The 26321-nt window shown below is 43.7% G+C and carries 16 protein-coding genes; 7 read left to right on the top strand and 9 right to left on the bottom strand.

The window, feature by feature from the left end:
* Positions 1 to 159 precede the first annotated feature (159 nt).
* The 8 genes from BUC20_RS06675 to BUC20_RS06710 form a co-directional block, all read right to left on the bottom strand.
* The gene (locus BUC20_RS06675; RefSeq protein ID WP_073228939.1) at positions 160 to 1236 is read right to left on the bottom strand and encodes an MBL fold metallo-hydrolase; all 1077 of its coding nucleotides are present in this window, start codon (positions 1234 to 1236) and stop codon (positions 160 to 162) included.
* Between the two features lie 18 nt (positions 1237 to 1254).
* On the bottom strand, positions 1255 to 3138 hold the full coding sequence (locus BUC20_RS06680) for a DNA topoisomerase 3 (RefSeq protein WP_073228941.1): 1884 nt from the start codon (positions 3136 to 3138) through the stop codon (positions 1255 to 1257).
* Between the two features lie 2 nt (positions 3139 to 3140).
* The gene (locus tag BUC20_RS06685) at positions 3141 to 4040 is read right to left on the bottom strand and encodes a histone deacetylase family protein (RefSeq protein ID WP_073228943.1); all 900 of its coding nucleotides are present in this window, start codon (positions 4038 to 4040) and stop codon (positions 3141 to 3143) included.
* Positions 4041 to 4901, bottom strand: coding sequence for a bestrophin family protein (locus BUC20_RS06690; RefSeq protein WP_073228946.1), 861 nt, complete (start codon positions 4899 to 4901; stop codon positions 4041 to 4043).
* A complete protein-coding gene (kynU, locus tag BUC20_RS06695) occupies positions 4898 to 6187 on the bottom strand; it encodes a kynureninase (RefSeq protein ID WP_073229571.1) in 1290 nt (429 codons plus the stop codon). The genes BUC20_RS06690 and kynU overlap by 4 nt, the downstream gene beginning before the upstream one ends.
* 134 nt (positions 6188 to 6321) lie before the next feature.
* Positions 6322 to 7440 (bottom strand): peptide-N-glycosidase F-related protein, encoded by a 1119-nt coding sequence (locus BUC20_RS06700; RefSeq protein ID WP_200800893.1) that lies wholly within the window; start codon positions 7438 to 7440, stop codon positions 6322 to 6324.
* A gap of 307 nt (positions 7441 to 7747) precedes the next feature.
* Positions 7748 to 8353 carry a DNA-3-methyladenine glycosylase gene (locus tag BUC20_RS06705; protein WP_073228949.1) on the bottom strand — a complete coding sequence of 202 codons (606 nt, stop codon included), beginning with the start codon at positions 8351 to 8353 and terminating at the stop codon, positions 7748 to 7750.
* The gene (locus BUC20_RS06710; protein WP_073228950.1) at positions 8346 to 8822 is read right to left on the bottom strand and encodes a GAF domain-containing protein; all 477 of its coding nucleotides are present in this window, start codon (positions 8820 to 8822) and stop codon (positions 8346 to 8348) included. The genes BUC20_RS06705 and BUC20_RS06710 overlap by 8 nt, the downstream gene beginning before the upstream one ends.
* A gap of 106 nt (positions 8823 to 8928) precedes the next feature.
* On the opposite strand from BUC20_RS06710, the gene BUC20_RS06715 reads away from it, so the two are divergent.
* The 3 genes from BUC20_RS06715 (at position 8929) to BUC20_RS06725 (ending at position 12359) form a co-directional block, all read left to right on the top strand.
* Positions 8929 to 11097, top strand: a complete 2169-nt coding sequence (locus BUC20_RS06715; protein WP_073228953.1) for a S46 family peptidase — start codon at positions 8929 to 8931, stop codon at positions 11095 to 11097.
* Positions 11098 to 11163: 66 nt separating this feature from the next.
* Entirely contained in the window at positions 11164 to 11415 is a 252-nt protein-coding gene (locus BUC20_RS06720; RefSeq protein ID WP_073228955.1) for a hypothetical protein, read from the top strand.
* A 338-nt stretch (positions 11416 to 11753) separates the two neighbouring features.
* Positions 11754 to 12359, top strand: a complete 606-nt coding sequence (locus BUC20_RS06725) for a hypothetical protein (protein WP_143166723.1) — start codon at positions 11754 to 11756, stop codon at positions 12357 to 12359.
* Positions 12360 to 12429: 70 nt separating this feature from the next.
* On the opposite strand, the gene BUC20_RS06730 is transcribed toward BUC20_RS06725, so the two are convergent.
* Positions 12430 to 12654: a CDGSH iron-sulfur domain-containing protein gene (locus tag BUC20_RS06730; RefSeq protein WP_073228968.1), complete on the bottom strand. Its 225-nt coding sequence runs from the start codon at positions 12652 to 12654 to the stop codon at positions 12430 to 12432.
* 413 nt (positions 12655 to 13067) lie between these two features.
* Here BUC20_RS06730 and BUC20_RS06735 point away from each other — a divergent pair, with 413 nt between their 5' ends.
* The 4 genes from BUC20_RS06735 to BUC20_RS06750 all read left to right on the top strand — a co-directional run bounded on the left by BUC20_RS06735 (position 13068) and on the right by BUC20_RS06750 (position 26311).
* Positions 13068 to 13229 carry a hypothetical protein gene (locus BUC20_RS06735; RefSeq protein ID WP_233602992.1) on the top strand — a complete coding sequence of 54 codons (162 nt, stop codon included), beginning with the start codon at positions 13068 to 13070 and terminating at the stop codon, positions 13227 to 13229.
* A gap of 518 nt (positions 13230 to 13747) precedes the next feature.
* Positions 13748 to 20353 (top strand): type I polyketide synthase, encoded by a 6606-nt coding sequence (locus BUC20_RS06740; RefSeq protein WP_073228969.1) that lies wholly within the window; start codon positions 13748 to 13750, stop codon positions 20351 to 20353.
* Positions 20354 to 20355: 2 nt separating this feature from the next.
* A complete protein-coding gene (locus BUC20_RS06745) occupies positions 20356 to 25590 on the top strand; it encodes a non-ribosomal peptide synthetase (protein ID WP_073228972.1) in 5235 nt (1744 codons plus the stop codon).
* 16 nt (positions 25591 to 25606) lie between these two features.
* A complete protein-coding gene (locus BUC20_RS06750; protein ID WP_143166724.1) occupies positions 25607 to 26311 on the top strand; it encodes a 4'-phosphopantetheinyl transferase family protein in 705 nt (234 codons plus the stop codon).
* The last annotated feature ends 10 nt before the right edge of the window (positions 26312 to 26321 follow it).

The following is a 26321-nucleotide window of genomic DNA, read 5'->3' on the forward strand; positions in this document are numbered from 1 at the left end:
CTCCTTCGATCACAACAGTTAACTGGAACGTCCCCCGGATGTATCCGGAACGTACCTGAAACGTCTAAACATCCCCCAGGACGTTCCTGGTATATGTCAGGCATATCCATTGAATGTTACAATTAACTGTTATATAGCAAGGAAGATACCAGGAAAAGACTAATCGAGGTACCATTTCGTGGCCGGATAGGATTTATCCAGAACCAAAGGCTCTCCCAGCATGGGTGTGGTCAGCTGGAACCCTTCTTCTTCCGCTTTCTTAACGGCCCTCATAATGGGTTCATTCCAATCATGAGTCGCCAGTGTAAACTTACCCCAATGTACCGGAAGAAGAACTTTTGCTTTCAGATCTATTGCTGCCTGTACCGTTTGTTCCGGAAACATGTGAATCAGTGGCCAATTTGCATTGTACTGTCCGCATTCCAGAATCGCAAGATCAAAAGGGCCATATTGTTCCCCATCTTCTTTAAAATGGGTATCATACCCTGAATCTCCACCCAAATATAATTTATGCTGAGCGGTTTGCAAAATAAAAGCAGACCATAGCGACTGGTTCCGCTTAAACTTCCTTCCCGAAAAATGACGGGCAGTTCTTGCCAGAAACTTCAGTCCGCTGATCTCCTTTTCTTCACCCCAGGCCAGCTCGGTTATTTTATCTGCAGGAACACCCCAGCGTTCCAGATGTGCACCTACCCCTATAGAGGTGATGAAATGTCTGGTTTTATTTTTTAGCTTCAGAATACTTTGGTAGTCCAGGTGGTCATAATGGTCATGGCTGATCAGGATCAGGTCCAGTTCCGAAAAATCCTCAGCTTTGATAAAGCCTGTACCTTCAAAATTCTTTGTTCCGATAAAAGAGAAAGGGGAAGTTCTGGCACTGAATACCGGATCTACCAGGATCTTAATCCCATCTACCTGCAACAGGTAAGAAGAATGCCCGAACCAGGTAATCTTTATCCCTTCAACCGCCGAAAAATCAGGATTCTGAAAAGGAAGTGCTTTTGCAGGTCTTGCCTTTTTATTTCCTTTGAGCATGCCAAGGATGATGTCCAGGTAACTGACCCCCTCCGGTAATGTTGGCGTTAAGGAGCGGTTCATTAACTCTCCCTCTCCGTAGTTTTGAAGGGTTTTAATTTTAGTCAGCCGTTCCTGCTCCGGCAAACTTCCAAAAACCGGCAGGTTTAGCGTCCATATGCTAAACCCAATCAGTACCACAATAACGATCAGCACATACATAGGTCCTTATATTAAATTTTATGATGCTGCAGGTGTCTCTGCAGGTTTTTCTTCTTTCGGTTCTTCTTTCGGCGGACTTAACTTCGCAGCCAGGCCATTTCCTGCCAGCAACATCTCATGCGTAATCGCCTTGGTATATTCCGTAATCTCTGCTTTAAAATCTGCCACTGAAGCTCCGGAACGGATTTCTTCCAGTCGTTTCTCCCATTGTCCGGTAAGTTCTGCCTGTGCAATTTTCTGGTCTTTTACCACATCGTATACGGCAAGTCCTTTCGGAGTTGGCACAAGATTTCTCTTTTCGCGGAGGATGTACTCTCTGTTGATCAGCGTCTCGATAATAGAAGCCCTTGTTGCCGGAGTTCCCAATCCACTATCCTTCATCGCATAGCGCAATTCCTCATCCTCAATATCCTTTCCTGAGGTTTCCAGTGCTTTCAGCAGGGAGGCTTCATTGTACATCGGTTTTGGCTTGGTCTGTTTTTCCATGAAGGCTTTATTGACCACAGGCAATTCCTCTCCTGCTTTTACCTTAGGTAAAGAAGGGTTTTCCTCATCTTTTTTCTCTTCGTCATTTTCGTTGAAAACCGAACGCCAGCCTGCAGAGCGGATGACCGTTCCGTTGGCTATGAATAAAGAGCCTGATTCTACTGATATTTTGGTGATCTCTTTCACACATTCCTGATGGAAGGCTTCCAGCATCCGCCCCACTACCATATCGTAAATCGCCTGTTTATCCCCACTCAGCTGATAAGCCGATTCGCCTGTAGGCAGAATGGCATGGTGATCCGTTACCTTTTTGGCATTTACGCTTCGTTTGCTCAGCTTTGCAGTACTCAGGAACTCTGCCTGTTTACCAAAATCTTTATGATCCTTTAATTTATCAATCAGGTTGGGTACTCCTGCAAAAACATCATCCCCTATGTACCGGCTCCCGGTACGGGGATAAGTTACCAGCTTACTCTCATACAAGCCCTGTAACAAGCTAAGTGTCTGATCCGCGGTAAAACCCTTGCGTTTATTTGCTTCCTGCTGTAAACTACTTAAATCGTGTAGTAGCGGAGGCGGTTCTTTTCTTGGCTTGGCTTCCACACTGAGGATCTTTCCTCCGTTAGGAAAACCACCGGCCACATCCTGAATCTGATCAAATAAACCCTGTGCTTCTTCTTTATTGTTAAAGTTATTGACAGAAATGGCCTTAAAAAGTTGTCCGTCCTTATCCAGTTGTATCGCCAGCTGGTAATACGTTTGGGGAACAAAATTCTTAATTTCCAGAAAGCGGGAGCAGATCATGGCCAGTGTAGGAGTTTGTACCCTACCCAAAGACAATACAGAGCGATTGCCCGCAGATATGCTCAGGGCCTGTGTCGCATTCATTCCTACCAGCCAGTCGGATTCAGACCTGCAATGTGCCGAGTTAAATAAAGTATCGTAATCTGTGCCCGGTTTAAGGTTGCGGAACCCTTCTTTAATCGCTTCATCAGTCTGGGAAGAGATCCAAAGCCGCTTGAAAGGTTTTTTACATTTCAGGAAATAATAGATATAACGGAAAATCAGTTCACCTTCCCTCCCGGCATCCGTCGCTACAATGATCTCCGTAGCTTCATCAAAGAGCATTTTAATGGTATCCAGTTGTTTTCTTACCCCCGGATCTTCTATCAAACCGTCTTTGGTTTTGATTTTACGGATGGCCAGTTTGAATTTCTTGGGCAGCATCGGCAAATGTTGCCTCCTCCAGCCTATAAAACCGTATTCCTGTGGTGGAGCCAATTGAAGCAAATGCCCGAAAGCCCAGGTAAAAGAATACCCGTTTCCTTCAATATATCCATCTTTTCTTGTTGTAGCACCGAAGACTTTCGCCAACTCACGCCCTACAGAGGGCTTTTCTGCAATTACAATCTTCATAATTATTCAAAAATATCTAAACCAATTTTAAATGTATTACAATGCGCATCCACAATGTCTCTGATGTTTGGAGAATAGCCCCCACCCATACTTACCTGTACCGGTAATCCATTGTCTTTGCAAAACTGCAATACTTTCCTGTCGCGCGCTGCACAACCTTCTTTTGACAAAGCCAGTTTTCCAAGCTTGTCACTTTCCAATACATCTACCCCCGACAGGTAAAACACAAAATCGGGTTGATGTGACAGCAATGTTGGAAGTGTTTCTTCCAGTTTTTTTAAAAACTGCTCATCTGTGACCCCATCTTCCAAAGGAATATCCAGATCGGATGTTTCCTTTCTGAAGGGAAAATTCTTATCCCCATGCATAGAAAACGTAAACACCCTGGGTTCATTATAAAAAATTTCTGCCGTTCCATTTCCCTGATGAACATCTAAATCTATGATTAAGATCCGGGAAGCCAAGCCCTTTTTCAACAAGTAATTTGCGGCAATCGCCTGATCATTCAGCAAACAAAATCCTTCGCCCCAGTTACTCCCTGCATGATGCGTCCCTCCGGCCACATTAAAGGCAATCCCATTGGCTTTCGCATAGACCGCCCCATCAATCGTTCCCTGGGCAATCCTCGTTTCCCTTTCCAGCAATTGTGCCGTTAAGGGGAAGCCAATACGTCTTTGTTCCCTTGGCGGAAGCGTTAAATCTCTCAGTTGCGCCCAGTATCCTTTATCATGACTCCACAGGATCACCTCTTCAGCAACTTCCTCAGGAGCAAATAAGCTGGCTCCTGTGATGACACCTTCATGCATCAGCTGCTCAGGAATCAATTCATACTTGAGCATCGGAAAACGATGCCCTTCAGGCAAAGGATGTGCAAATAAGTGATGCCAGGCAATCTTTACCATTTATTTCAAGATCTCCCCTACGTGTTTTTCGATGTTGTTACAGATCTCATCCACCGGCAAATCATTTGCATCCAGGCCAAAGGGATCCTCAATCTCTTCTGCAATCAGCTCTAAACTCGCCAGTACATACAGGATAAAAGGCACAATCGGAACTACAAAATAACCCAGACTGAACACCCATCCAAAAGGAAGGGTAATCACATAAATGAAAAGAAATTTCTTAATAAAAGCACTGTAAGAATAAGGAATCGGCGTCCGCTTAATACGCTCACATCCACCACAGATATCAGTGAATTGCTGAACATCTGCATTAAGTATAATCAATTGCTCCTGACTGATCTTTCCTGAGGCCTGAAGGTCAAAAATTCTCGTGGAAATGCTCGTGGCCACCTGATTTGGAATGTGCTTTCCCCCATCCACTTCAATCAGCAAACTATTTTTGCCAAAGTACTGTTTCTCTCTTAAATGTTCCTTTAAAGCGAAGGCATATTTCGGAATGGCATAGTCAAAAAACTCATTGTCCTCCTGGCTCATTCTTAAGGCTTTGATCTTGATGGCAAAGTTCCGGCTCACATTGGTCAATGCACCGAGCAACCTGCGGCCTTCCCACCACCTGTCGTAAGAGGTGTTGGTACGGAATACCAGCAACATGGAAATCACAAAGCCCAGCAGGCTATGCATCATTCCAATGTTCTTCACATAAGAACTCTCTGCAAGCTTCAGGTAATTGAGTTCCAGGTAAGCGATCGCACCTGAAAATATAGCCACACTGATCATCAGCGGCCATAGTTTCCTGAAGGTATCGGCCTTGTCGAAATGAAAAATAAAGGTGACCCAGTCTTTGGGATTATAATTGATCATCGTCGTAATTCTTTACTTATTTTAAGCATCAGTTCTGCGCAAAGGAATACATCCTCAAAAGAATTGTACATTGGAACAGGACTTAAGCGGATCACATTCGGTTCCCTCCAGTCGCCAAGCACATTGTGTGCCACCAATTGCTGAAAAACCGCTTTACCATCCTGCTTTGCAATGATGGATACCTGAGCACCACGGTCTTTTTCATCTGCAGGTGTAATGACCTTGAACTGCTCTTCACCTAATGCCGTATTCACTTCATTTATAAGGTAAATCAGGTAAGAAGTTAAAGTTTTACTTTTAGTTCTCAGCGGCTCAATAAATCCTGCTTTTTCAAAATTCAGTAAGGAGGCATGGTATAGTGCCATAGGCATGACCTGTGTACAACTGATCTGCCAGCCATCTGCTCCGGCTTCAGGAATAAATCCTTTTTCCATTTTAAACCGTTGTTGTTCCTGATAGCCCCACCATCCGGCAAAGCGGTTGAGTGTGGTGTCTCCGAAATGTTTGTCATGAACAAAGATCCCACTGATGCCTCCAGGACCCGAGTTCTGGTATTTATAGGAACACCAGCAGGCAAAATCAATGTTCCAATCGTGCAGTTGCAAAGGTACATTTCCTGCTGCATGGGCCAGATCGAAACCAACGATCGCACCTGCAGCATGACCTGCCTTAGTGATCGCTTCCATATCAAACCATTGTCCGGTAAAATAATTCACTCCACCAAACAATACCAGGGCAATTTCTTCCCCATTTGCTGCGATCTCTGCAAGAATATCTTCTGTTCTTAAGGTATATTCCCCTGCTTTCGGGCTCACTTCAATGATGGCTTCTTTCGGATCAAATCCATGAAAACGAACCTGGCTTTCTATGGCATACTGATCTGAAGGAAAGGCTCCGGCTTCCATAATGATTTTGAACCGGCGGCCTGCAGGTTTATAAAAGCTGACCATCAAAAGATGGAGATTTACCGTCAGGGTATTCATCGGACAAACCTCCAATGGAGATGCGCCAACGATGGGTGCCATCAGTTTTTTGAGTTCTTTATGGTAGAACATCCAGGGGCTGCTTCCTTCGAACCAACCTTCCACAGCCAGGTTTTCCCAGTTGCTCAACTGCTGTTCCAGTACTTCACGTGCTGCTTTAGGCTGCAAGCCTAAAGAGTTGCCACATAGATATATAAATGGTTTTCCATTTTGTTGAGGAAACAAGAAATCGTTTCTCCTGTCTGAAAGCGGATCTGCCTGATCCAGGCTTTGCGCAAAAGCTAAAGTGTTCTCAAATTTCATTGTTTCAAATATCAATAAAAAAGGCAGATAAATAAACCTGATGCCCTTTTTGTTATCCACAATCCGGTAAGCAAGACACAAAAAGGGCAGACAATAAAATTGTCTGCCCCTCAATTTAACTTCAATCCAATTGATTATTTGGTTCCCTGCAGGTACACCGACAGTGGAATATATCCTTGTTTATCTTTGAAAACGGCATCCGGAACTTCAATCTTAAAAGTATGGTTTCCGGCAGCCAGCGCCCCAAGGTCAATCACCCGTATCGGAATCACATCACCCGGACACCAGTTGCTCCAGGAAGACCAGTTACTGGCCGACTTGGGTGCGGATCCATAAATGCCATTCCCCTGGGTATTGTAAGTCCGGTAAGGTTCACAAGACTTGCCTCCCGGTTTGTAGCTCAGCTTCTGTACCCCATCAAAATAAACAAAATGATCCCTTCGCACGTATTCCTCTCCTCCTGAGTTTGCTCCATGGTTAGAAGTAATCAGATACAGCTTTGCTGTTTTTAAAGCCTTAGGCACATTAAAAGTGGTTGTTTTTACAGTTTTACCAGCCACATCAGTATTGTCGTAATTATTGAAATATTTATGGAAATACAGAGGAGCAAGATAAACAGAATCCGTTACCGCTGTTCCGGCTGATTTACCGGTAAACTCAATGGTACCATAAAAAGTATCGTTACGGCCTGCACAACCTGCAATCTGTGTATTCGCTGCGTAAGGAACGCCAAATACCATAAACTCCACATAAATATCATAGGTAGCCCGGATCGCCGCATCTTTGAATATCGAAGAGACATTATCGATACTAAACAGATAGGGAACCTGATCCGGTTGCTTGTTCTTATCCATAAATGGCGTAATGAAACGTCCGATCTCCAGGTGCCGTCCTCCGGTCTCGCTATACACAGAATCTTTTTTGACCAGGGCAATACCCACATAACCAATGCGATCATAATTGTCGCAAGCGGCTCTGATGGTTACTTTGAGGTCCATCGAATTTCCAGCACTGTTTAACTGTTCGGTGGATAGCTTTTTGATGTATTTTGAGTTACTGATCCTGGTTACCCCGGCCGGAACCGGTTCAGAAACGGGAGCAGCATATCCGTCGTAAAACAGAATGGCATCAAAAACCTTAAAGGAAGCAGGCACATCTGCTGCAATGGCAGAAGGCTCCGGCGTACCGGCAAAACGTTCGCAACTGCTCAGGACAACAGTTACTGCTAATAACATAAAAAATAGTTTTTTCATTTGGGATGAGTTTAATTTCAAGGCTGCTTTGACCTCAGCCTTAGCACATAAGTAGATTAATATAGAAGGATTGAAGTTAAATTTCCAGACATAGTTCAACCTGAGGCTTCGGTAAAGAAGCCACAAAATTTCAACAATTAAAGTATCGGTTAAATCAATTTAGCATTGATCTCATAAATCCGGCGGGATTCGGGAAAATGTATTTGCATATTTGGTTAGCTTTGTTTTTCAGTATGATAGATAAACTAAAGATAGATTTTACAACACAAAAATCCAAGCCCCAAAAAACGAAAGAAACAAAATGGCATTAAGTTCGGGGTTTACTGACATAGGGGTTCCCCCTGAAGTAATATCTCCAGGGCAACAAAGCATGGTCACCGGCATAATCTACCCCTATCCGCGGGCCTGCCATGACTTCAGAAAACACCTGGCCCGGCATCTCCTCTTCAATCCAGATCTCTTCTCCGCCAAGGTCTTTCGCATTCAGCAGGCGGTCAATCCCCATGGCTTTGGCAAGCGCACCGGGCCCGGCAGTAATATTGGGTTTTAAGACAGACATCCCTCTTCTTTCCAGCATCAGATCCAGACCTTCCAGAGGCTCAAGACCCCGGATCAGCACCGCGTGCGGTGTACCTTTACCCGCCGTCACGACATTAAACAGATGATGGATTCCATAACAGAGATACACGTAAGACAGACCGCCAGTTTCATACATCACCTTAGTTCTGTCGGTATAACGGCCACCATAAGCATGGGATGCTTTATCCTCTACTCCTTTATAAGCTTCGGTTTCGACGATCATTCCAGCAGTTAGCTTTCCATCTATCCGCGTAAACAAACGCTTACCCAGCAAGCGTACTGCCAGCTCATTTACATCCTCATTCTGATAAAAAGAGAAAGGCAGTTTAGGCATCTAACAAATCAATTACTTCCTTCAGATACTTAGCATCAACTTCATCGAAATGAGCAAGATATTCACTATCCACATCCAACACGCCGATCACTTCAGCTCCTTTAAATAAGGGCAGCACAATTTCGGAACGGGATGCTGCAGCACAGGCAATATGTCCTGGAAATTCCTCCACATCAGGCACGATTAAAGTTTCTGCCTGCAACCATGAAGCTCCACAAACCCCTTTTCCTTTTTTAATTCTGGTACAGGCAACGGGTCCCTGAAACGGACCTAAAACCAGCTCTCCATCCTTCACCAGATAAAAACCCACCCAAAACCAGCCAAACTGCTCTTTCAATGCCGCAGCGATATTTGCCAGGTTTGCAATCTGATCCGGCTCTCCGGTAATTAAAGCTTTAATCTGAGGAATCAGGGAACGATACTGCTCCTCTTTACTGGTATCTGTGATAATCTTTAAGTCTTCCGCCATGTCGTATTTCGTTAGCAATTGTAAGCCAAAGATACAAAAGACCAATCCTAAATCTTGCCGAAATTTTATCTAAGTTTGGGGTTTCATAAATAAACACACCATCGAAATGAATAAGAAAACCTTATTATTTACTTCACTATTAGCACTTGGAATCATCCAGTCGGGGCATAAACCCTGGGATGAGGGAATGTTCCCTTTAAGTGAAATTCATAAACTAGACCTGAAGAAAGCAGGCTTAAAGATAGACCAGAATGAAATCTATAATCCTAAAGGCACCAGCCTTGTGGATGCCCTTGTTAACGTAGGCGGATGCACAGGATCTTTTGTCTCAAACGAAGGTCTGATCATCACCAATCACCACTGTGCATTCAGCGCTGTACAACTGGCCAGCACACCAGAACACGATTACCTGACCAATGGTTTTGTGGCTAAATCACATGAACAGGAAATTGAGGCAAAAGGGTTAACCTGCCGCATCACTGACAGTTATGAAGATGTATCAGATAGAGTCCTGGGTGCTGTGGCTCAGATCGAAGATCCGGCTTCCAGACTAAAACTCATCAACGATGCCATGCAAAACATTGCAGAGGAAGCAGAGAAAAAAGATTCGAGCATCAAAGCAGAAGTATCGGAAATGTTCATAGGAAAGACCTATGTATTGTTTCGCTATAAGACCATTCAGGATGTCAGACTGGTATATGTTCCCAACCGTCAGGTCGGCGAATACGGAGGCGAAACTGACAACTGGGTATGGCCACGCCATACCGGAGATTTCTCCTTCATGCGCGCTTACGTGGCAAAAGACGGTTCTCCTGCAAAATACTCAAAAGACAATGTTCCATACACACCTAAGAAATTCTTAAAAGTAAACCCGAATGGAACGAACGAAGAAGATTTTGTCTTCATTTTAGGTTATCCGGGAAAGACTTTCCGCCACCGCCCTGCTGAATTCATCCAGTACCAGCAACAATATGTGCTGCCATATGTATCTGAATTGTACGACTTCCAGAATACCACAATGGAAAATGTAGGAAAGAAAAGCAAAACTACAGAAATCAAACTAGCCACCAGGATCAAAAGAAACGCCAATGTATTGAAGAACTACAGAGGTAAACTTCAGGGATTAAAAGGCATTGATCTCATTTCACAAAAGAAACAGGAAGACGCCTCGCTTGCACAGTTCATCAACAATAACGTCGATGTAAAAGCAAAATACGGCAGCCTGATGACTGATATCGATAATCTATATAAACTCATCAATGGGGATGCGCAGAGAGACTTATGGTTTTCTCAGATCTACAACTCCACCAGCTTATTGTCTGTATCAAAAAACATCAATAATTTCAAAGCAGCACTTGATGCACAACCTGCAGCTCAGAAGCAAGGCTTCTTCGACCAGAATATCAGCGCCCTGAAACAATCATTAAGCAACACTTACGGCGCTTATGAATTAGAGGCAGACCGGAAAATTTTCAAAAGAATGTTAACCGATGCCGCAGCGTTTAACCCCAACCAAAAGGTAAATGCAGTAAACAAGGTGAGCAGTAAAGGAGCAACCAGCAATGCTGTAATCGACCAGTTTATTGAAAACACCCTGGATTTAAGTAAACTTAAAGACGAGTCCTATGTCATGAATACGCTTTTAAAATCACCAAAGGCCATTGCAGACTACAATGACGGCCTGCTCTTATTTGAAAAAGACATCGCCAGACAAATTGCAGAGCTAAAACCGGAAAAAGACCGCAGAGAAGGCTTGCTGAACAAGCTAATGGGTGATTACGTCAATGTAAAAGAGAAATTCAAGAAAAAGGATTTCATCCCTGATGCCAACAGCACTTTACGCCTTACTTACGGCTACGTTAGAGGCTACTGGCCTGCAGATGCCTCTTACATGAGGCCTTATACCACGATTAAAGGCATTCTTGAAAAAGGAACCACCGGAAACCCTGAATTTGACTATCCTGCACAAATCAAGGCCTTATGGGAAGCCAAAGACTTTGGCCCCTATGCAAAAAAGGACCTGAATGATGTTCCGGTATCTTTCCTTTACAATATGGATACTACAGGCGGAAACTCCGGCTCTCCGATCATGAATGCCAAAGGTGAGCTGATTGGTGTCAACTTCGACCGTGCTTATGGAGCCACGATCAATGATTATGCATGGAATGAAAGCTATAGCAGATCAATTGGCGTAGACATCCGTTACGTGTTATGGGTAGCTTCAAAAATCGACAAAGCTGATTTCCTGATCAGGGAAATGGGCGTTAAACTATAATTAAGATCAATTGGAAAAGCCGTCTTTCATCATTTGAAACGACGGCTTTTTATTAAGAAAAAAAACATGAGAGTAATAGCAGAATTACCACACCCGGAATGCAAGATCACTTTGTTCAACATGAACCAAAAGTACATTGTAAAGTTTGAGCAGGGAACCCTTGAACAGAGTTATAAATTATCCGAATTAGACCTGAGTGGAGGAGGGGCAAATGAGATTTTTCAGATGCTGGACGAAGCATTTATTGCCACCGTAGTGGAGCGGTTCAAGAGCATGAGAACCGATTTTTCGGCAGCCTACAACAGACAGCAATATTAGTTGACAGAAGTACACACAACCAACTGTAATACAGATGCTTTACAAAGAAAACAGAATTTTATTCTGTCATAAACAACAAAAAAGAATCTCCTGAAAGCCAGAATCTACAGTTATAGATTAACTGAATTAAAATAACCACACTGAAAACAAGATATTTAACAAATCACACAAAACATTATATGGGGCTTATTTTTCGCCAAATATCATAAAGGTTTTGGGTTTTAAGGAGAAAAAACAGCAGGGAGAGCTGCATAATCAAAACTAACCATTTTCCTTTAAAAAGTTAATATGTACTTTTACACCGGTCATTTTTAATGGTCAGCATTATTAGAACAATCATGAGAACGAACTTACTCTTCATAGCAGCCTCACTCCTACTCGCTTTTTCCGCGTGCAACAAAGTCAGTGAAAGCCTGCAGCGAGACACCATCATCAGACCAGACACCATTCTTTTTGACATCCCTGTGATCACAAATGTAGTGAGCCCCAACGAGAGCATAACTAACCTCGCAACCCAAATAAACCTGGCAGAAAGAATTAATAGTATAGGAGGTTTCGAACTAAAAGACATTGTCAGCATTAAGTTATCCGGTATCACATTGACCCTGTCTGAAAGCACCTTCCTAACTCCGGATGGAAACACTCCGCCTGGATTGAAGGAAACCGTTGGTATTGACCCGGCAAACAACTTTGCAAACATTGGCAGCATGAAGGTAAATGTCACCAGTGGCACTAAAGTAGACAGCCTGGCCAAAGTACTCAATCCCAGTGAGACCAAAAATTCAAAACTAAGCCTTACACCAATCATATCTCCGGATTCATTAAAGGCTTTCGTCAATGCCGGCAACATGAAATACAACGTCATTCTTCAAATGAAAACACCAACAACAGCAGTGATGAAGGCAAAAATGTTCACCAGCTATACCCTTACGTTGCGCAAGTAACATCAAAAGGCATAAGAAAGCCCTGATACCAAACGGCATCAGGGCTTTCTTATGATAAAACAGATAATTTTTATGCCTTTTTCGGAGGAAGCTCAAATGCGATGGCATCATGTTCAAAATGCCCACGGTGCGCACCATCGCAAAAAGGTTTATTTGCCGACAAGCCGCAACGACAGATAGACAATGCGGTCCTCCCCTGTAAACCATATTCATTCCCTTGCGCATCGACAATTTCGAAATCGCCTTCAATCTTCACAGAACCGTTGTTATTTATTGTTAGTTTGGTTTTTGACATGTTTATTTTTTTTTGACAAAAATAGAGATTGAATCTGCAAGCAAAACAGCTCTTTGCAATTTAGATTCATTCACATTAAGGATGCTCAAACCATTTAAACAAAGAATCAATCCCTTTCACATGATTTAAAACTACATCAGAATTGATTATGAACTTAAAATTGCTTATATTTGCATGAAACGGGATATCATTACAACTATTCTCTTACTACTTACTTACTAATCAATCCATTTGATTAGGTTTCAATTTCTCCAGGTTGCTGATCCGTTGCCTCCCGAGAATTAAATTACATTCTAGCCAGATTGATCTATAATGGAATCAACGAAAGCGGGCTATAGAATAGGTAAAACCAGAGGAGAGAGTTATTTTTTAACTAATACATTGAATTTATGGCTAAATCTCAGGCTACCTTCATGAAGAAGCAACTAGAAAAAAACAGGCAGAAGAAAAAAGAAGATAAAGAACAGCGCAAGCAAGAACGTCAGCAGAATTCTACAGGCGGAGATCTGGAAAGCATGATGGCTTATGTGAATGAATTTGGAGAGATCGTATCCACTCCACCTGAAAAAAAATAGATCAACAAGAGAAGCTGCTTTTTAAGCGGCTTTTTTTATGCCCTCCCCATACTGTGTAAATATCACCTCAATACCGGACAACCTGTCCAATTTTACCTCCATTAATCCCCTGAGTACCTTAGGGCGTAAAAACTATTTTACAGAAAAAAAACACCGTAATTCTGTCGCTTTTACAACCGCTGGTTTTAGAAGAAAACTTAGAGAAGCAGCGACACGGCAGCGTAAACAGCTAATAAAAAGACAGTTAACACACATACCATCTTTAAGATTTCATTATTAGACAGTTTTTTTCCATTCAAAGCCCACCTTATTTTAGTAATTTAGAAAAATGTATAATTAGATTATAATGAAACTACTCAAATAAGGAGTGCTATTTGAAATAGCTTAGCTAAAGTTTCTATACTTATCTGTAGAAACCTATAAATAACAAGCATTTTTCATTATTAAAATAACAGTTCGAAGATCATCATTTTCTGATAGCCTTAAGTTGATATGCCAAATGTTCAATTCTCCCCCTTATGTCTATAACACAGTTCACATTAAGCCAAACCGAAGAAGCCACTGTCCAGCAGCTATTTGAAATTGCTGCATTGCAATACCCTGAACTTCAGGCGGTCGTTTTTGAAGAGCAATCGTTAACCTATCATGAACTGAACTTAGCTGCCAGCCATCTGGCAAACCAGATCTTAAACAAAGCAGAAGGGGAAGAAATTATCGGGATCAGTACCACCCGTTCATTAGAAATGGTGATCGCCTTACTGGCGATTCTCAAATCGGGAAAAGCTTACCTCCCACTTGACCCTGCCTATCCCCTGCAGCGTCTTCAACAGATCAGAGACGATTCAGGAGTTAAAACCTGTATTTCATTAACTCAGGAGACAACCTTCTTTGCTCAGCTCGGGCTTCAGCCGCTAAGCTCAGATGAGCGGACTCCATACGATAAAATCACTTCCTTTGTACAAGGCAAGAACGGATGTGTCCTTTATACATCCGGCTCAACAGGTAAACCTAAAGGAGTATGCCTGGGACATCGCAGCCTGGTTAATTTTCTAAACTGGCAAAAAGAACACGCACTTAGCGGAGCAGGTGTCAGATCCTTACAATTTTGTCACCTGAGCTTTGATGCCTCCTTTCAGGAGATCTTTGTTCCCTTAACTACCGGTGGAACAGTTTACCTTATTACAGATGATTACCGCCTGGATGGGGGCCGTTTACTGCAGTTCTTAACCGACCACAGCATCAGTAAGGCTTTTTTCCCTTATGTAACCCTGCAATACCTCACAGAAGCTGCAGTAGCAGAAAAACAGTTCCCTGTTGATCTGAAAGAGGTAACTACCGGCGGAGAACTACTCAAAATAACACCTGCCATCAGGCAATTTTTCGCTGCGATCCCCGACAGTGTACTCCTGAATATTTATGGACCAACAGAAGCGACGGTTTGTGTCACCACACTTCGGCTCTCCGGAGATCCGCAACAATGGGATGCCATCCCTACCATTGGCTCTGAAATGGCCGGAACCAGGATATACCTGCTGAATGATCAGATGGAACTGGCAGAACAGGGTGCATCTGCTGAACTTTGTATCTCCGGTGTTTGCCTGGCAAATGGTTATTTAAATCAGCCGGAGCTGACCGCAGAGAAATTTATGACCTGGAATCACCCTGATCAGGGGCCAATCAGAATTTACAGAACAGGGGATCAGGGCAGATACCTGGACAATGGAGAAATAGAATTTGGAGGAAGGATAGACAGTCAGGTCAAAATCCGCGGAAACCGGGTAGAACCTGGCGAAATCGAAGTTATCCTTCTTCAACAGAAATATATAGAGCAGGCGGTAGTGATCCTGAGAGAAGATCAGCCGGGCAGAAAAAACCTTGTGGCCTATGTGGTAGGCAATAAAGCGCAGTTCAATGCCCTGCTCCTGCGCGATGCCATCAGGGATTCTTTACCCGATTACATGATTCCTTCGAACTTCGTTCATTTGGAAAGTCTCCCTAAAACGGTGAGTGGAAAAGTAGATAAATCTGCTTTACCAAAACCAGATGCAAAACGGCCTGATTTAAACGTACTGTACCGGAAAGCGGGAACTCCTCTTGAGCAGGAGCTTTGCCATTTAATTGCAGACCTGTTGCTTTATGATAAAATAGGTATTGATGATAATTTCTTTGAGCTCGGAGGCAATTCCTTACTGGCGCAAAAAATGGTGTCCCTTATTAAATACCAGTTCAACCTATCCCTTCCGATCACCAAGCTCTATCAGTTTCCAACGGTAGCAGCTATGGCTGGATTCCTGGATAAAAGCAATCAAAAAGCCCGGGAAACAGTGAAAAAACAAGATAGAACAGCAGGTTCAGATGCCATTGCCATCATCAGCATGGCAGGCAGGTTCCCCGGAGCTGAAAACATCTCTTCACTCTGGAAATTGTTGCTGGAAGGGAAAGAGACCACCACGTTCTTCAAGGAGGAAGAATTGGATGAAACCATTGCCCCTGCTTTAAAAAACGACCCTTCTTATGTCAGGGCAAGAGGAATTATAAAAAATGCAGATCAGTTTGATCCCTCATTTTTCGGGATTAACCCCAAATTAGCGGAACTGATGGATCCACAACAAAGGGTATTTCTTGAAATTGCCCGGGAAGCGCTGGAACAAAGTGGCTACCTATCCTCAAAGTCAGGCTCAAAGATTGGTGTTTTTGCCGGAACAGGCAATAATACGTATTACGAATACAACGTTTTGGGACATCCTCAACTCATAGAGAACCAGGGGAAACTTCAGGTACTCACTGTTAATGAAAAAGATTATGTAGCCTCACGTACGGCTTACCATTTAAACCTGAAAGGGCCCGCAGTGAGTGTAAACTCTGCATGCTCGACTTCTTTACTCGCCATTGCGCAAGCCGTAGGCAGCCTACGTTCCGGCCAGTGTGATGCCGCATTAGCTGGTGGGGCAAGTATTACCGCCCCAATCAATAGCGGACATTTGTACCAGGAAGGGAGTATGTTAAGTGCCGACGGACACTGCCGCCCTTTTGATGATGATGCTACAGGTACCGTATTCAGCGATGGAGCAGGTGTGGTACTGCTGAAAAGACTAAATGATGCCATTGCCGACGGCGACCAGATCTATGGAGTGATCAAAGGCATCGGGATCAATAATGATGGTTCAGGAAAAGGGAGTTTTACGGCCCCAAGTACCGAAGGGCAATGCGATGCCATTGTACAGGCCATTCAGGATGCAGGGATTGAAGCTTCCGCAATAAGTTATGTAGAAACTCATGGAACGGGTACTCCTATTGGAGATCCTATAGAATTTGAAGGACTTAAAGAAGCATTCGGAGAACAGGCCAAAACGCAATTTTGTGCGATTGGCTCAGTAAAAAGCAATTTTGGGCATTTGACACAGGCAGCCGGGGTAACCGGGCTGATTAAAACCTGTCTTGCCCTCCATCATAAAAAAATCCCTGCTTCTCTTGGCTATAAACGTCCGAACCGGAATATCGACTTTGCCAACAGTCCTTTTTATGTCAATGATAAATTAAGCGACTGGAACACCGAAGAAAAAAGAATTGCAGGTGTGAGCTCCTTTGGGGTCGGAGGAACAAATGTCCATGTGATTCTGGAAGAATATGAGCAAACACCGCTCCCCTCTGCTCCGTCCCGTTCCCCGGAACTGATCACCTGGTCTGCACAGACAGAGAAAAGCAGGGAAGATTATGCCCTGGCCCTGTCTCACTATGTTAAAGAAAATGAAACTGTAAATCTTTCTGATCTGGGCAGCTCGCTTCGCCGGTCAAGAGAAGATTTCCAGTTCAGGAGGTTTGCTGTAGTCCGTTCCGAAGCAGCACTCCTCTCCCATCTTTCGAATGACAAGCCAGTTCCTGCGGAGGTAAACCACCTGAAGGAAGTGCCACAGGAAATTATATTTACCTTTCCGGGCCAGGGTGCCCAGTATTTAAATATGGCCCATGGCTTGTATCAAAACGAACCTGTTTATAAAAAATCAATAGACCTTTGTGCCAGCATACTGGAACCTATTATTCAACTGGATATCCGGAGCATCATTTTTCCGGAAGTATTGGATGAGAACGCAGATGCACGGTTAAAGGATACGAGATATACACAACCTGCCTTATTTGTAACAGAATATGCACTGGCAAAATTATGGATGCATTGGGGAATTGTCCCAACCTTATTCTGCGGGCACAGTATCGGAGAATATGTGGCGGCTCATTTATCTGGTGTATTTTCTTTGGAAGATGGACTCAGGTTAATTGCAACCAGAGGAGCGATGGTCAGCGAACTTCCTTCGGGATCCATGTTGTCCGTAAGGACAGAAGCCGGCAATTTAGATGGCCTGCTCACCAAAGGGCTTTCCATTGCAGCGATCAATAGTCCAAAACTATGTGTCGTTGCCGGGCCTGATCAGGAGATCGAAGCCTTCTCTGCCCTGTTGGATACCAAAGAGATTGCGAACAAACTGTTGTACACCAGCCACGCCTTCCACTCGGCAATGATGGATCCCATCGTAGCAGATTTTAAAATAGTCGTAGCTGAGGTGACGCTTCATCCTCCCGGAATCCCCATTATATCTACAGTAACCGGAAAAACCCTGACTCCCGAAGAAGCCGTAAATCCGGATTATTGGGCCAGACACCTTAGAAACACGGTAAAGTTTGCTGACGCAATAGAGACCATTCTCAACTACGATCAGCCCCTTTTCCTTGAAGTTGGCCCCGGAACAGTAACCACAACGCTCGTAAAACAGATTGCGGCATTAAGATCAGTTCCGGTAAAAGCCATTGCCAGTCTCTACAACAAGGAAGATGACCATACCGCAATTCTCACTGCCCTTGGACAGTTATGGAACGCAGGCTTAACACCAGACTGGGAGCAATACAACGGCCCTGGAAACCGCAATTTCCTGAGCTTACCAACTTATCAGTTTGACAGAAACAAATATTGGGTTCCTGCTGTTGCAATAAACAACACTTCTACCCTGCTAAACGAAATAAATCCTCCATTGAATAACCGAGACTTTAACCCTCTGATCATGCGAAAAAACAACTTAACCTCAAAAATCAAACAAGTATTAGAAGATGCCTCCGGAATCGAAATGGCAGGCGTTGAATCCGACAGAAACTTCCTTGAAATAGGCCTGGATTCACTATTACTTACCCAGGTTGCCATTTCCTTAAAAAGAGAATTTAATCTGCCCATCACTTTTAGAAAATTAAATGAGGAGTATGCTACCATTGCCGCATTGGTCACTTACCTTGATGAAAACACTCCTCCTGATCCACAGGAAACGGTTGTTCAGCAGGCGAGCATTTCCGTCCCAATCCAGGCGGCCAACTCCTTCCCTATAAACACGGCCCCTGCAAACGACAGTGCATTGGGACTGATTGCCCAGCAACTGGAAATTTTATCCAAACAAGTCATGCTGATGCAAGGCAGCAGCCCTGTACTTAGCCCGGTTGCCACAGCTCCCTTAGCTCAAAAGCAAGCAGCTACCCCGGCACCGGCATTAGATAAAGAACTCAGCTTGCAGGAAAAAGCAGAGATACAAAAACCATTTGGTGCAACGCCAAAAATAGAACGTCATTCTTCAGACCTGAACCCTAAACAACAGGAATTCCTTGGAGAGCTGACCATTCGTTACAATCAAAGAACCGCAAAGAGCAAAGCATATGCTGCAGAGAGCAGGACTTATATGGCCGATCCGCGGGTCGTATCCGGATTTAAGCCTCAGACCAAAGACCTCATCTATCCAATCGTCATCAATAAATCAAGTGGCAGTAAAATGTGGGATCTTGATGGAAACGAATATATTGATGTACTGAATGGCTTTGGTTCAAATATGCTGGGTTATCAGCCTGAGGTGATCAAAAAAGCCATGCATCAGCAAATAGAGAATGGCTATGAAGTAGGACCTCAGCATGAGCTGGCAGCTGAAGTAAGCAAACTGGTTTGTGAGTTTACAGGATTCGACCGTTCTGCATTGTGCAGTACAGGGTCGGAGGCTGTTCTGGGCTGTATCCGTATCGCCAGGACCGTTACCGGACGTTCTTTAATTGTGGCCTTTACAGGTTCGTATCATGGAATCATTGATGAAGTGCTGGTACGCGGCACGAAAAAGTTAAAATCCTTCCCTGCAGCGGCCGGAATTATGCCGGAAGCGGTTCAGAACATCCTGGTATTGGACTATGGAACGGATGAAGCACTGGCCATCATCAAAGAAAGGGCCGATGAAATTGCCGCAGTATTGATTGAACCGATCCAAAGCAGAAGACCTGAGTTTGTGCCGGTAGATTTCTTGAAAGAAGTCAGGGCCATCACTGAAGCATCAGGATCAGCCCTGATCTTTGATGAAGTAATCACCGGGTTCAGAATGCATCCTGGTGGTGCGCAGGCTTTATTTAACGTCCGCGCAGACCTCGCTTCCTATGGAAAGGTGGTAGGTGCAGGAATTCCAATCGGTGTGATTGCAGGAAAGAAAATTTTCATGGATGCCCTTGACGGCGGAACATGGCAATATGGTGATGCCTCCTTCCCGGAAGTTGGGGTCACTTACTTTGCCGGAACATTTGTCCGCCACCCACTCGCCCTGGCATCGGCAAAAGCTTCACTGGACTACATGAAAGAAAAAGGTCCGGGATTACAGCAGAGTTTAAACGATAAAGGCAATTACATTGCCGGCAATCTTAATAAAGAGATAGAAAAGAGAAACCTTCCTTTCTTCGTGGCCAACTATGGCTCGTTATGGAAAGTGAAGTTCAATGAAGAGCTGCCCTATAGTGAACTGATGTTTGCTTTAATGAGGGAGAAAGGAATCCACATCCTGGATGGTTTCCCTTGTTTTATTACTGAAGCAACTTCGGATGCCGATATCGCCAGGATCATCAGCTGCTTTACAGAAAGTATGGATGAGATGATTACTGCAGGTTTTTTTCCATCACCAAAAACCCTGAACACCGGATTTAATCCGGATGCCATTGTCATCAATGCAGATAACCCTCCGGTAAAAGGGGCCCGACTGGGTAAAGATCAGGAAGGTAATCCTGCATGGTTCATCAGCGATCCTGAACAGGAAGGCAAATTCCTTAAAGTTGAAATTAACGCCTAGTCATGACTGAACCAAATTCAATGCTCAGCTTTACAGAGATTAATTTTAATCCTTTTGAGGACCTTAAACAAATTGAAAAAACTGTAGTCATCAATGAATCCCAACGGGAAATCTGGCTTTCCTGCATCATCGGTGGTGATGAGGCCAGTCTGGCTTACAATGAATCGATCTCTTTAGATTTAAAAGGGCCTTTTGATTTTGATCATTTTAAGGCGGCTTTTGAAAAGGTGGTCAGACGACATGAGGCTTTAAGGTCCTCCATTAGTGCAAATGGAGAAAACCTGATCATTTATAAAGACTTCCAGCCGGAACTCTCTCTCGAAGACCTGAGTAAACAGGACAGCATTACTCAAAAAGACCTGCTGGATGAATTTATAAAGGCAGAAATGATCCGTCCTTTTGATTTGCAAAATGGCCCTTTATTAAGAGTCTTTGTTCATAAACTGACGGAACAACACCACTATTTCAGCCTGGTCATTCACCACCTGATTGGAGATGGCTGGTCTTTTGGAATTATCCTCGAGGACCTGAGTAAACTATACAATGCAGCTATAAAAGGTCTGCCACTGGCATTAGACAATGGTCCTCAGATCAGTACCTACGCACAGGAGCAATCAGACTTTCTGCAAACTGAGGAATTTGGTAAAATTGAACAATTCTGGCTGAATCTCTACAAAGACAATGTTCCGGAGCTCGATCTGCCCATTGATTACACCAGACCTGCAACCCGTACTTATAAGGCCAGCCGGACAGATCATCCACTTCCGATCGCATTGATCAATCAATTGAAAGAAAGCGGAGCTAAAGCAGGCAGCAGTCTGGTCAATACCCTGCTCAGTGCTTTTGAAATTTACCTGTATCAGTTAACCGGACAACCTGAAATCGTAGTGGGCCTTCCTACAGCAGGGCAATCGGCAACAGAGAACTTTGAACTGGTAGGACATTGTGTCAACCTCTTACCTTTAAAGAGCCATATTGATCCTTCTATTTCTTTTATTCAATATTTAAAATACCGGAAAACCGCCTTTTTTGATGCATATGAGCATCAGCAACTGAGCTTTGGACAGCTCTTAAAAAAACTAAACGTAAAAAGAGATCAGTCCAGAGTTCCATTGGTACCGGTAGTTTTCAATATAGATATGGGGATGGACAGTGCCGTTTCATTTGAAGGCATTAGTCACCAGCTCATTTCCAATCCAAGAGCTTATGAAACTTTTGAAATCTTCCTGAATGCAACCGGATCAAAGGAGCATTTTACACTGGAATGGACTTACAACACGCAGCTGTTTAAGGATTCCAGTATCAAGGAAATGACAAACTCATTCGAGCGCTTGTTAACCATCCTTGCCAATGATCCTGAAACTGCTTTAAATGATTTATTGCAGCACCATCAGCCGGTAACTGAGCCCAGCTCACTTCCTGCAATGACCTGGCCGGAAAAACAGACCCTGGAATTGTTATATCACGCTGCCGGTCAATATGCAAATAAGACAGCCATTAGTTTTAAAAATACCCGGCTCACTTATGATGATCTGAACAAAAAATCTAATCAGCTTGCTGCTTTTTTAATAGAACAGGGCATACAAACGGGTGATCTGATCGGTTTGTCCGTAGACCGGTCTATAGAAATGGTGGTCGCCTTGCTTGGTATTATGAAATCCGGAGCGGTATATCTCCCTCTGGATCCTGAATTTCCAAGAGAGCGGATATCATTTATGCTAAAAGACGCATCTGCGAAATTGCTCCTGGCATCAAAACGCCAGAAAGGTAAATACCTGACACCGGCGAAAGAAATTCTTATGGAAGAATTATGGCCACAGCTCGATCAGTATTCACAAGAAGCTCCGGAAAAAATCATTACTGATACCGACCTGTGTTATATCCTCTACACCTCAGGATCTACCGGCAAACCAAAAGGCGTGAAAATCAGTCATGGAAACTTATTGAACTTCCTCAAAAGCATGCAACTGAGACCGGGAATTACAGAAAATGACCGTTTACTCGCAATTACTACCATTTCATTTGACATTGCCGGTCTGGAGCTTTTCCTTCCCCTGATCTCTGGTGCAGAAGTAGTTCTTGCCGATTCAGAATCGGCAAGGGATGGCAGATTGCTGCTCAGCATGATCGAAGAAAAGGGAATCACCATGATGCAGGCTACTCCATCAACCTGGAGAATGATGATTGATTCGGGCTGGGAAAGGCGTTTTGCGCTTAAAGCACTTTCTGGTGGTGAAGCTTTACCTAAAGAATTATCCAGCCTGCTGCTGACAAGAGTTTCAGAACTGTGGAACATGTATGGCCCAACTGAAACCACCATCTGGTCTACACTGAAACAGCTGACAGAAAAAGACAAAGTATTGAGTATTGGTACTGCGATCCATAATACACAAATTTACCTGATGGACGAGAATGGCCGGCCTGTGCCTCCTCATGCCACAGGAGAAATATATATTGGCGGTGACGGCGTTGCCCAGGGTTACCTGAACAGAACGGAGCTCAGTGCCGAAAAATTTGCCGATGACCAGTTTTCGAAAGTCCCGGGTGCAAAATTCTATAAAACAGGAGATATCGGGAAATTATTAGAGAATGGAGAATACCAATGTCTGGGACGTATCGATCAACAGGTGAAGATTCGCGGTCACCGGATAGAACTGGGAGAGATCGAAAATATCATCTCCACACAGGAAGGGGTTAAACAAGCGGTCGTTCTGGCGAGAGGTGAAACTGCTGCAGACAGAAGGCTCATCGCCTATGTCCTTCTGGATCAGGAAGACCATAAGGAAGAAGAGCAGCTGGCCTGGAAAGACAGATGGGATACCCTCTATGATATGGGTACAGCTTCTAAACAGAATATCGCTTTAGCAGATCAAAAACTGGACGACACCTTACTTGAGCATTACGACAACCGGGATGATCTGGCGCTGCAAGCTGCAGAATGGCTCAATGCTTCCGTAGAAAGAATAAAAGAAATTGGTGCAAAAACAATATATGAGATCGGAAGTGGTGCCGGACAACTGTTGTTCGAACTCGCTCCGGAAACAGATTATTATATTGCTACAGATTATGCACAAACGGCGATTCACAGCTTAAATGAAAAGCTAAAAGCCAGGCCGGAGCACTGGGCACACGTAAAAGCAAAAGTAGCTGCTGCTGATGATTTTGAATCCATTGTCCAGCATTCATTTGACCTGATACTGATTCATAGCGTTGCGCAATATTTTCCGAATGCGGAGTACCTGATCCGGGTCATTCAGGAATCGGTAAAATCCGTAAAAACCGGGGGATGTATCTTCATTGGAGATATGCAGGGGAAAAACTCACTGGAAATGTGCCATGCCATGGACCACCTCTCCCACTCTCCGGATTCTGCCACACTGGCCTCTTTTAAGGAGACAGTAAGTAACCGGGTGAGAATTGAGGATGAACTGGTAGCTGATCCTGGATTCTTTTATAAGTTACCAGAACTAATCCCGGAAATTACAGGTGTAAATATACAGCTCCGCAAAGGAAAGGCTTTAAATGAAACCACAAAATACCATTATGATGTATGGCTTTATACGGGTACAGCACCGCAAAACGTCAGACCTGAACTTGATTTAGACTGGAAAGACCTCGGTTCAATACCGGCATTAGAAACCATGATGACCGAAAAACCAGGAAAGACCTTTGCCTTAAAAAACATCATAAATGCCAGAACGGCAAAAGACCACCACCTGCTTCAGCTAATGAAAAACGCCGCTCCCGACCTTTCTTTAAAAAGCGTTAAGGCAGAAGTAGAAGAGGTAACAACAGGTGTTCATCCGGATCTTTTCCATGAGCTGGCCCAACGTTTTAACTATCATCCGCACATCAGGTGGACAACCGACGGGACAGATGGACTATTTGAAGTCATATTCCTGCCGGAAAGCTTAGGGCTGGCATTGCCACCTCCTCCCTTTGAAGCTGATCCTCATCAGGACATCCGTCATTTCTCAAGAATCCCTTTTTCAAAAAAAGAAGTGGCCATTCCTGCGAAAACCGTTCAAAAGTGGAAGGAAAATCTCTGGAAAACACTCCCGGCTTATATGGTTCCGGAAGAATTCGTCGCATTAAAGGAGTTTCCTTTAACTCCAAATGCGAAAATAGACAGAAATGCATTCCCAAAACCAAATCCTAAAAAGGCTTCAGCAAATGTTAAGAATGCTTTGCCAGGAACAAAAAATGAGCAGCTGATCTCCAGCATATGGTCAAATGCTCTGGGACTTGAAGATCTCAAAACGGATGACGACTTCTTTGAGCTTGGAGGACACTCCCTTCTGGCAGTAAAGGTAATGGTGGCGATCGAGAAAGAAACCGGAAAACGTCTTCCTTTATCAACTCTTTTTGAAAACTCAACCATTGAGAAATTAGCAAAACAACTCGTTGTAAATCAGCCGGAAGAGAGCTGGGCTTCACTTGTCCCAATCCGTACCACAGGTACAAAAACGCCGCTGTTCCTTATTCATGGCGGGGGACTTAACATTCTCTTGTTTAAATCAATAAGTCAATACCTGAATGACGACCAACCTGTTTATGGCATACAGGCACTGGGACTGAATAAGGCAATGGAAATTCCGACAAGCTTAAAGGAAATTGCAAAAATACATGTCAGTGAAATTATAAAAGCCGATCCGGAAGGTCCTTACTCAATTGCAGGATACTCCCTGGGTGGCTTTATCGCTTTTGAAATTGCAAGGCAGTTGAAGGAAATGGGGAAAGAAATCAAAATGCTGGGAGTAATGGATACCAATGCCACTTCAACCCTGTCCGCAGATGCCTCAAAAGAAGGAATAGGAAAAAAAATACGAAGACAGTTCTGTAAAATTCCATTTATCATAAAATCCTTTATTAAGCACCCTGCTGAAACCATAACTTACCAATCGGGTGTAATCAAGCGAAAATTAAAAGGAGGTTACGATTCAGATCAGGGACTGGAAAATTACGTATTTACCCCTTATGAACTGGAAATCTACAAAGTATACGACAAAATACTGGATGATTATACCTTGATGCCCTTTGATGTGAAGGTGACCCTGTTCAGAGTTGAAAAACGCCTTTATTACCTTGATGATCAGGTTTATTTAGGCTGGGATAAATTTGCACAAAAAGGGGTGGAAATACATTCCGTTCCCGGAGACCATAAAACCTTCCTTTATCCTCCTTACGACAAGAAATTTGCCGGGATTCTCCAGGGGGCGCTTGATCAAAAAATATAAGATAGAAACGATAAAAATGACGCAATCCTTAATTCATGAACAACATTCCTGGTTAGCTTTTTCTAAAGAGCTAACCATAGAGCCCCTGAAAACCTATGTATTCAATATTCAGATCAACCGGAATTATCAGGCTATAAAGGAAATTTATACTCAGGTACTTTCGGAGGAAGAACTGAAGCGATCCCTCCGTTTCTTCCATAAGGAAGACCGCGAACGCTACATTTCCTCTAAATTCTTTCTTAGAACCCTGCTTTCTGAATTTTTAACCCTACCTCCTTCCGCATTGAGGTACCATACTACCGCAAATAAAAAACCAGCGATTGAGGGAATATCCTTTAATGTGAGCCACAGTGGCAACCACATCCTGATCGCAATCGGCCCGGCCCCTGTAGGAATAGACCTGGAACGCATCAACAGGGACTTTAATTTTGAATCTGTATTGGATTCCAGCTTTAGTCAGAAAGAGATCGGTTACATTAAAAATGAAGACTATCTTTTAAATTTCTTTACCCTCTGGACGAGGAAAGAAGCACTGCTTAAAGCATCGGGAGAAGGCCTGACCGATAAACTGGATCTGGTACCTTCTCTTCATCAACTGGTAGAACGAGGGGCATTATCTTTCCAGGTGAACAGTTTTAAAATGGCAGATGATTACGTGTTTAGTCTGGCCTTAGCCGCTGATCAACCGGAACCTGTTTACCTCAGCTATGACCATTCCTAAAACCTGCTGG

The organism is Pedobacter caeni, from assembly GCF_900129215.1.
In the GTDB taxonomy this organism is placed as follows: domain Bacteria; phylum Bacteroidota; class Bacteroidia; order Sphingobacteriales; family Sphingobacteriaceae; genus Pedobacter; species Pedobacter caeni.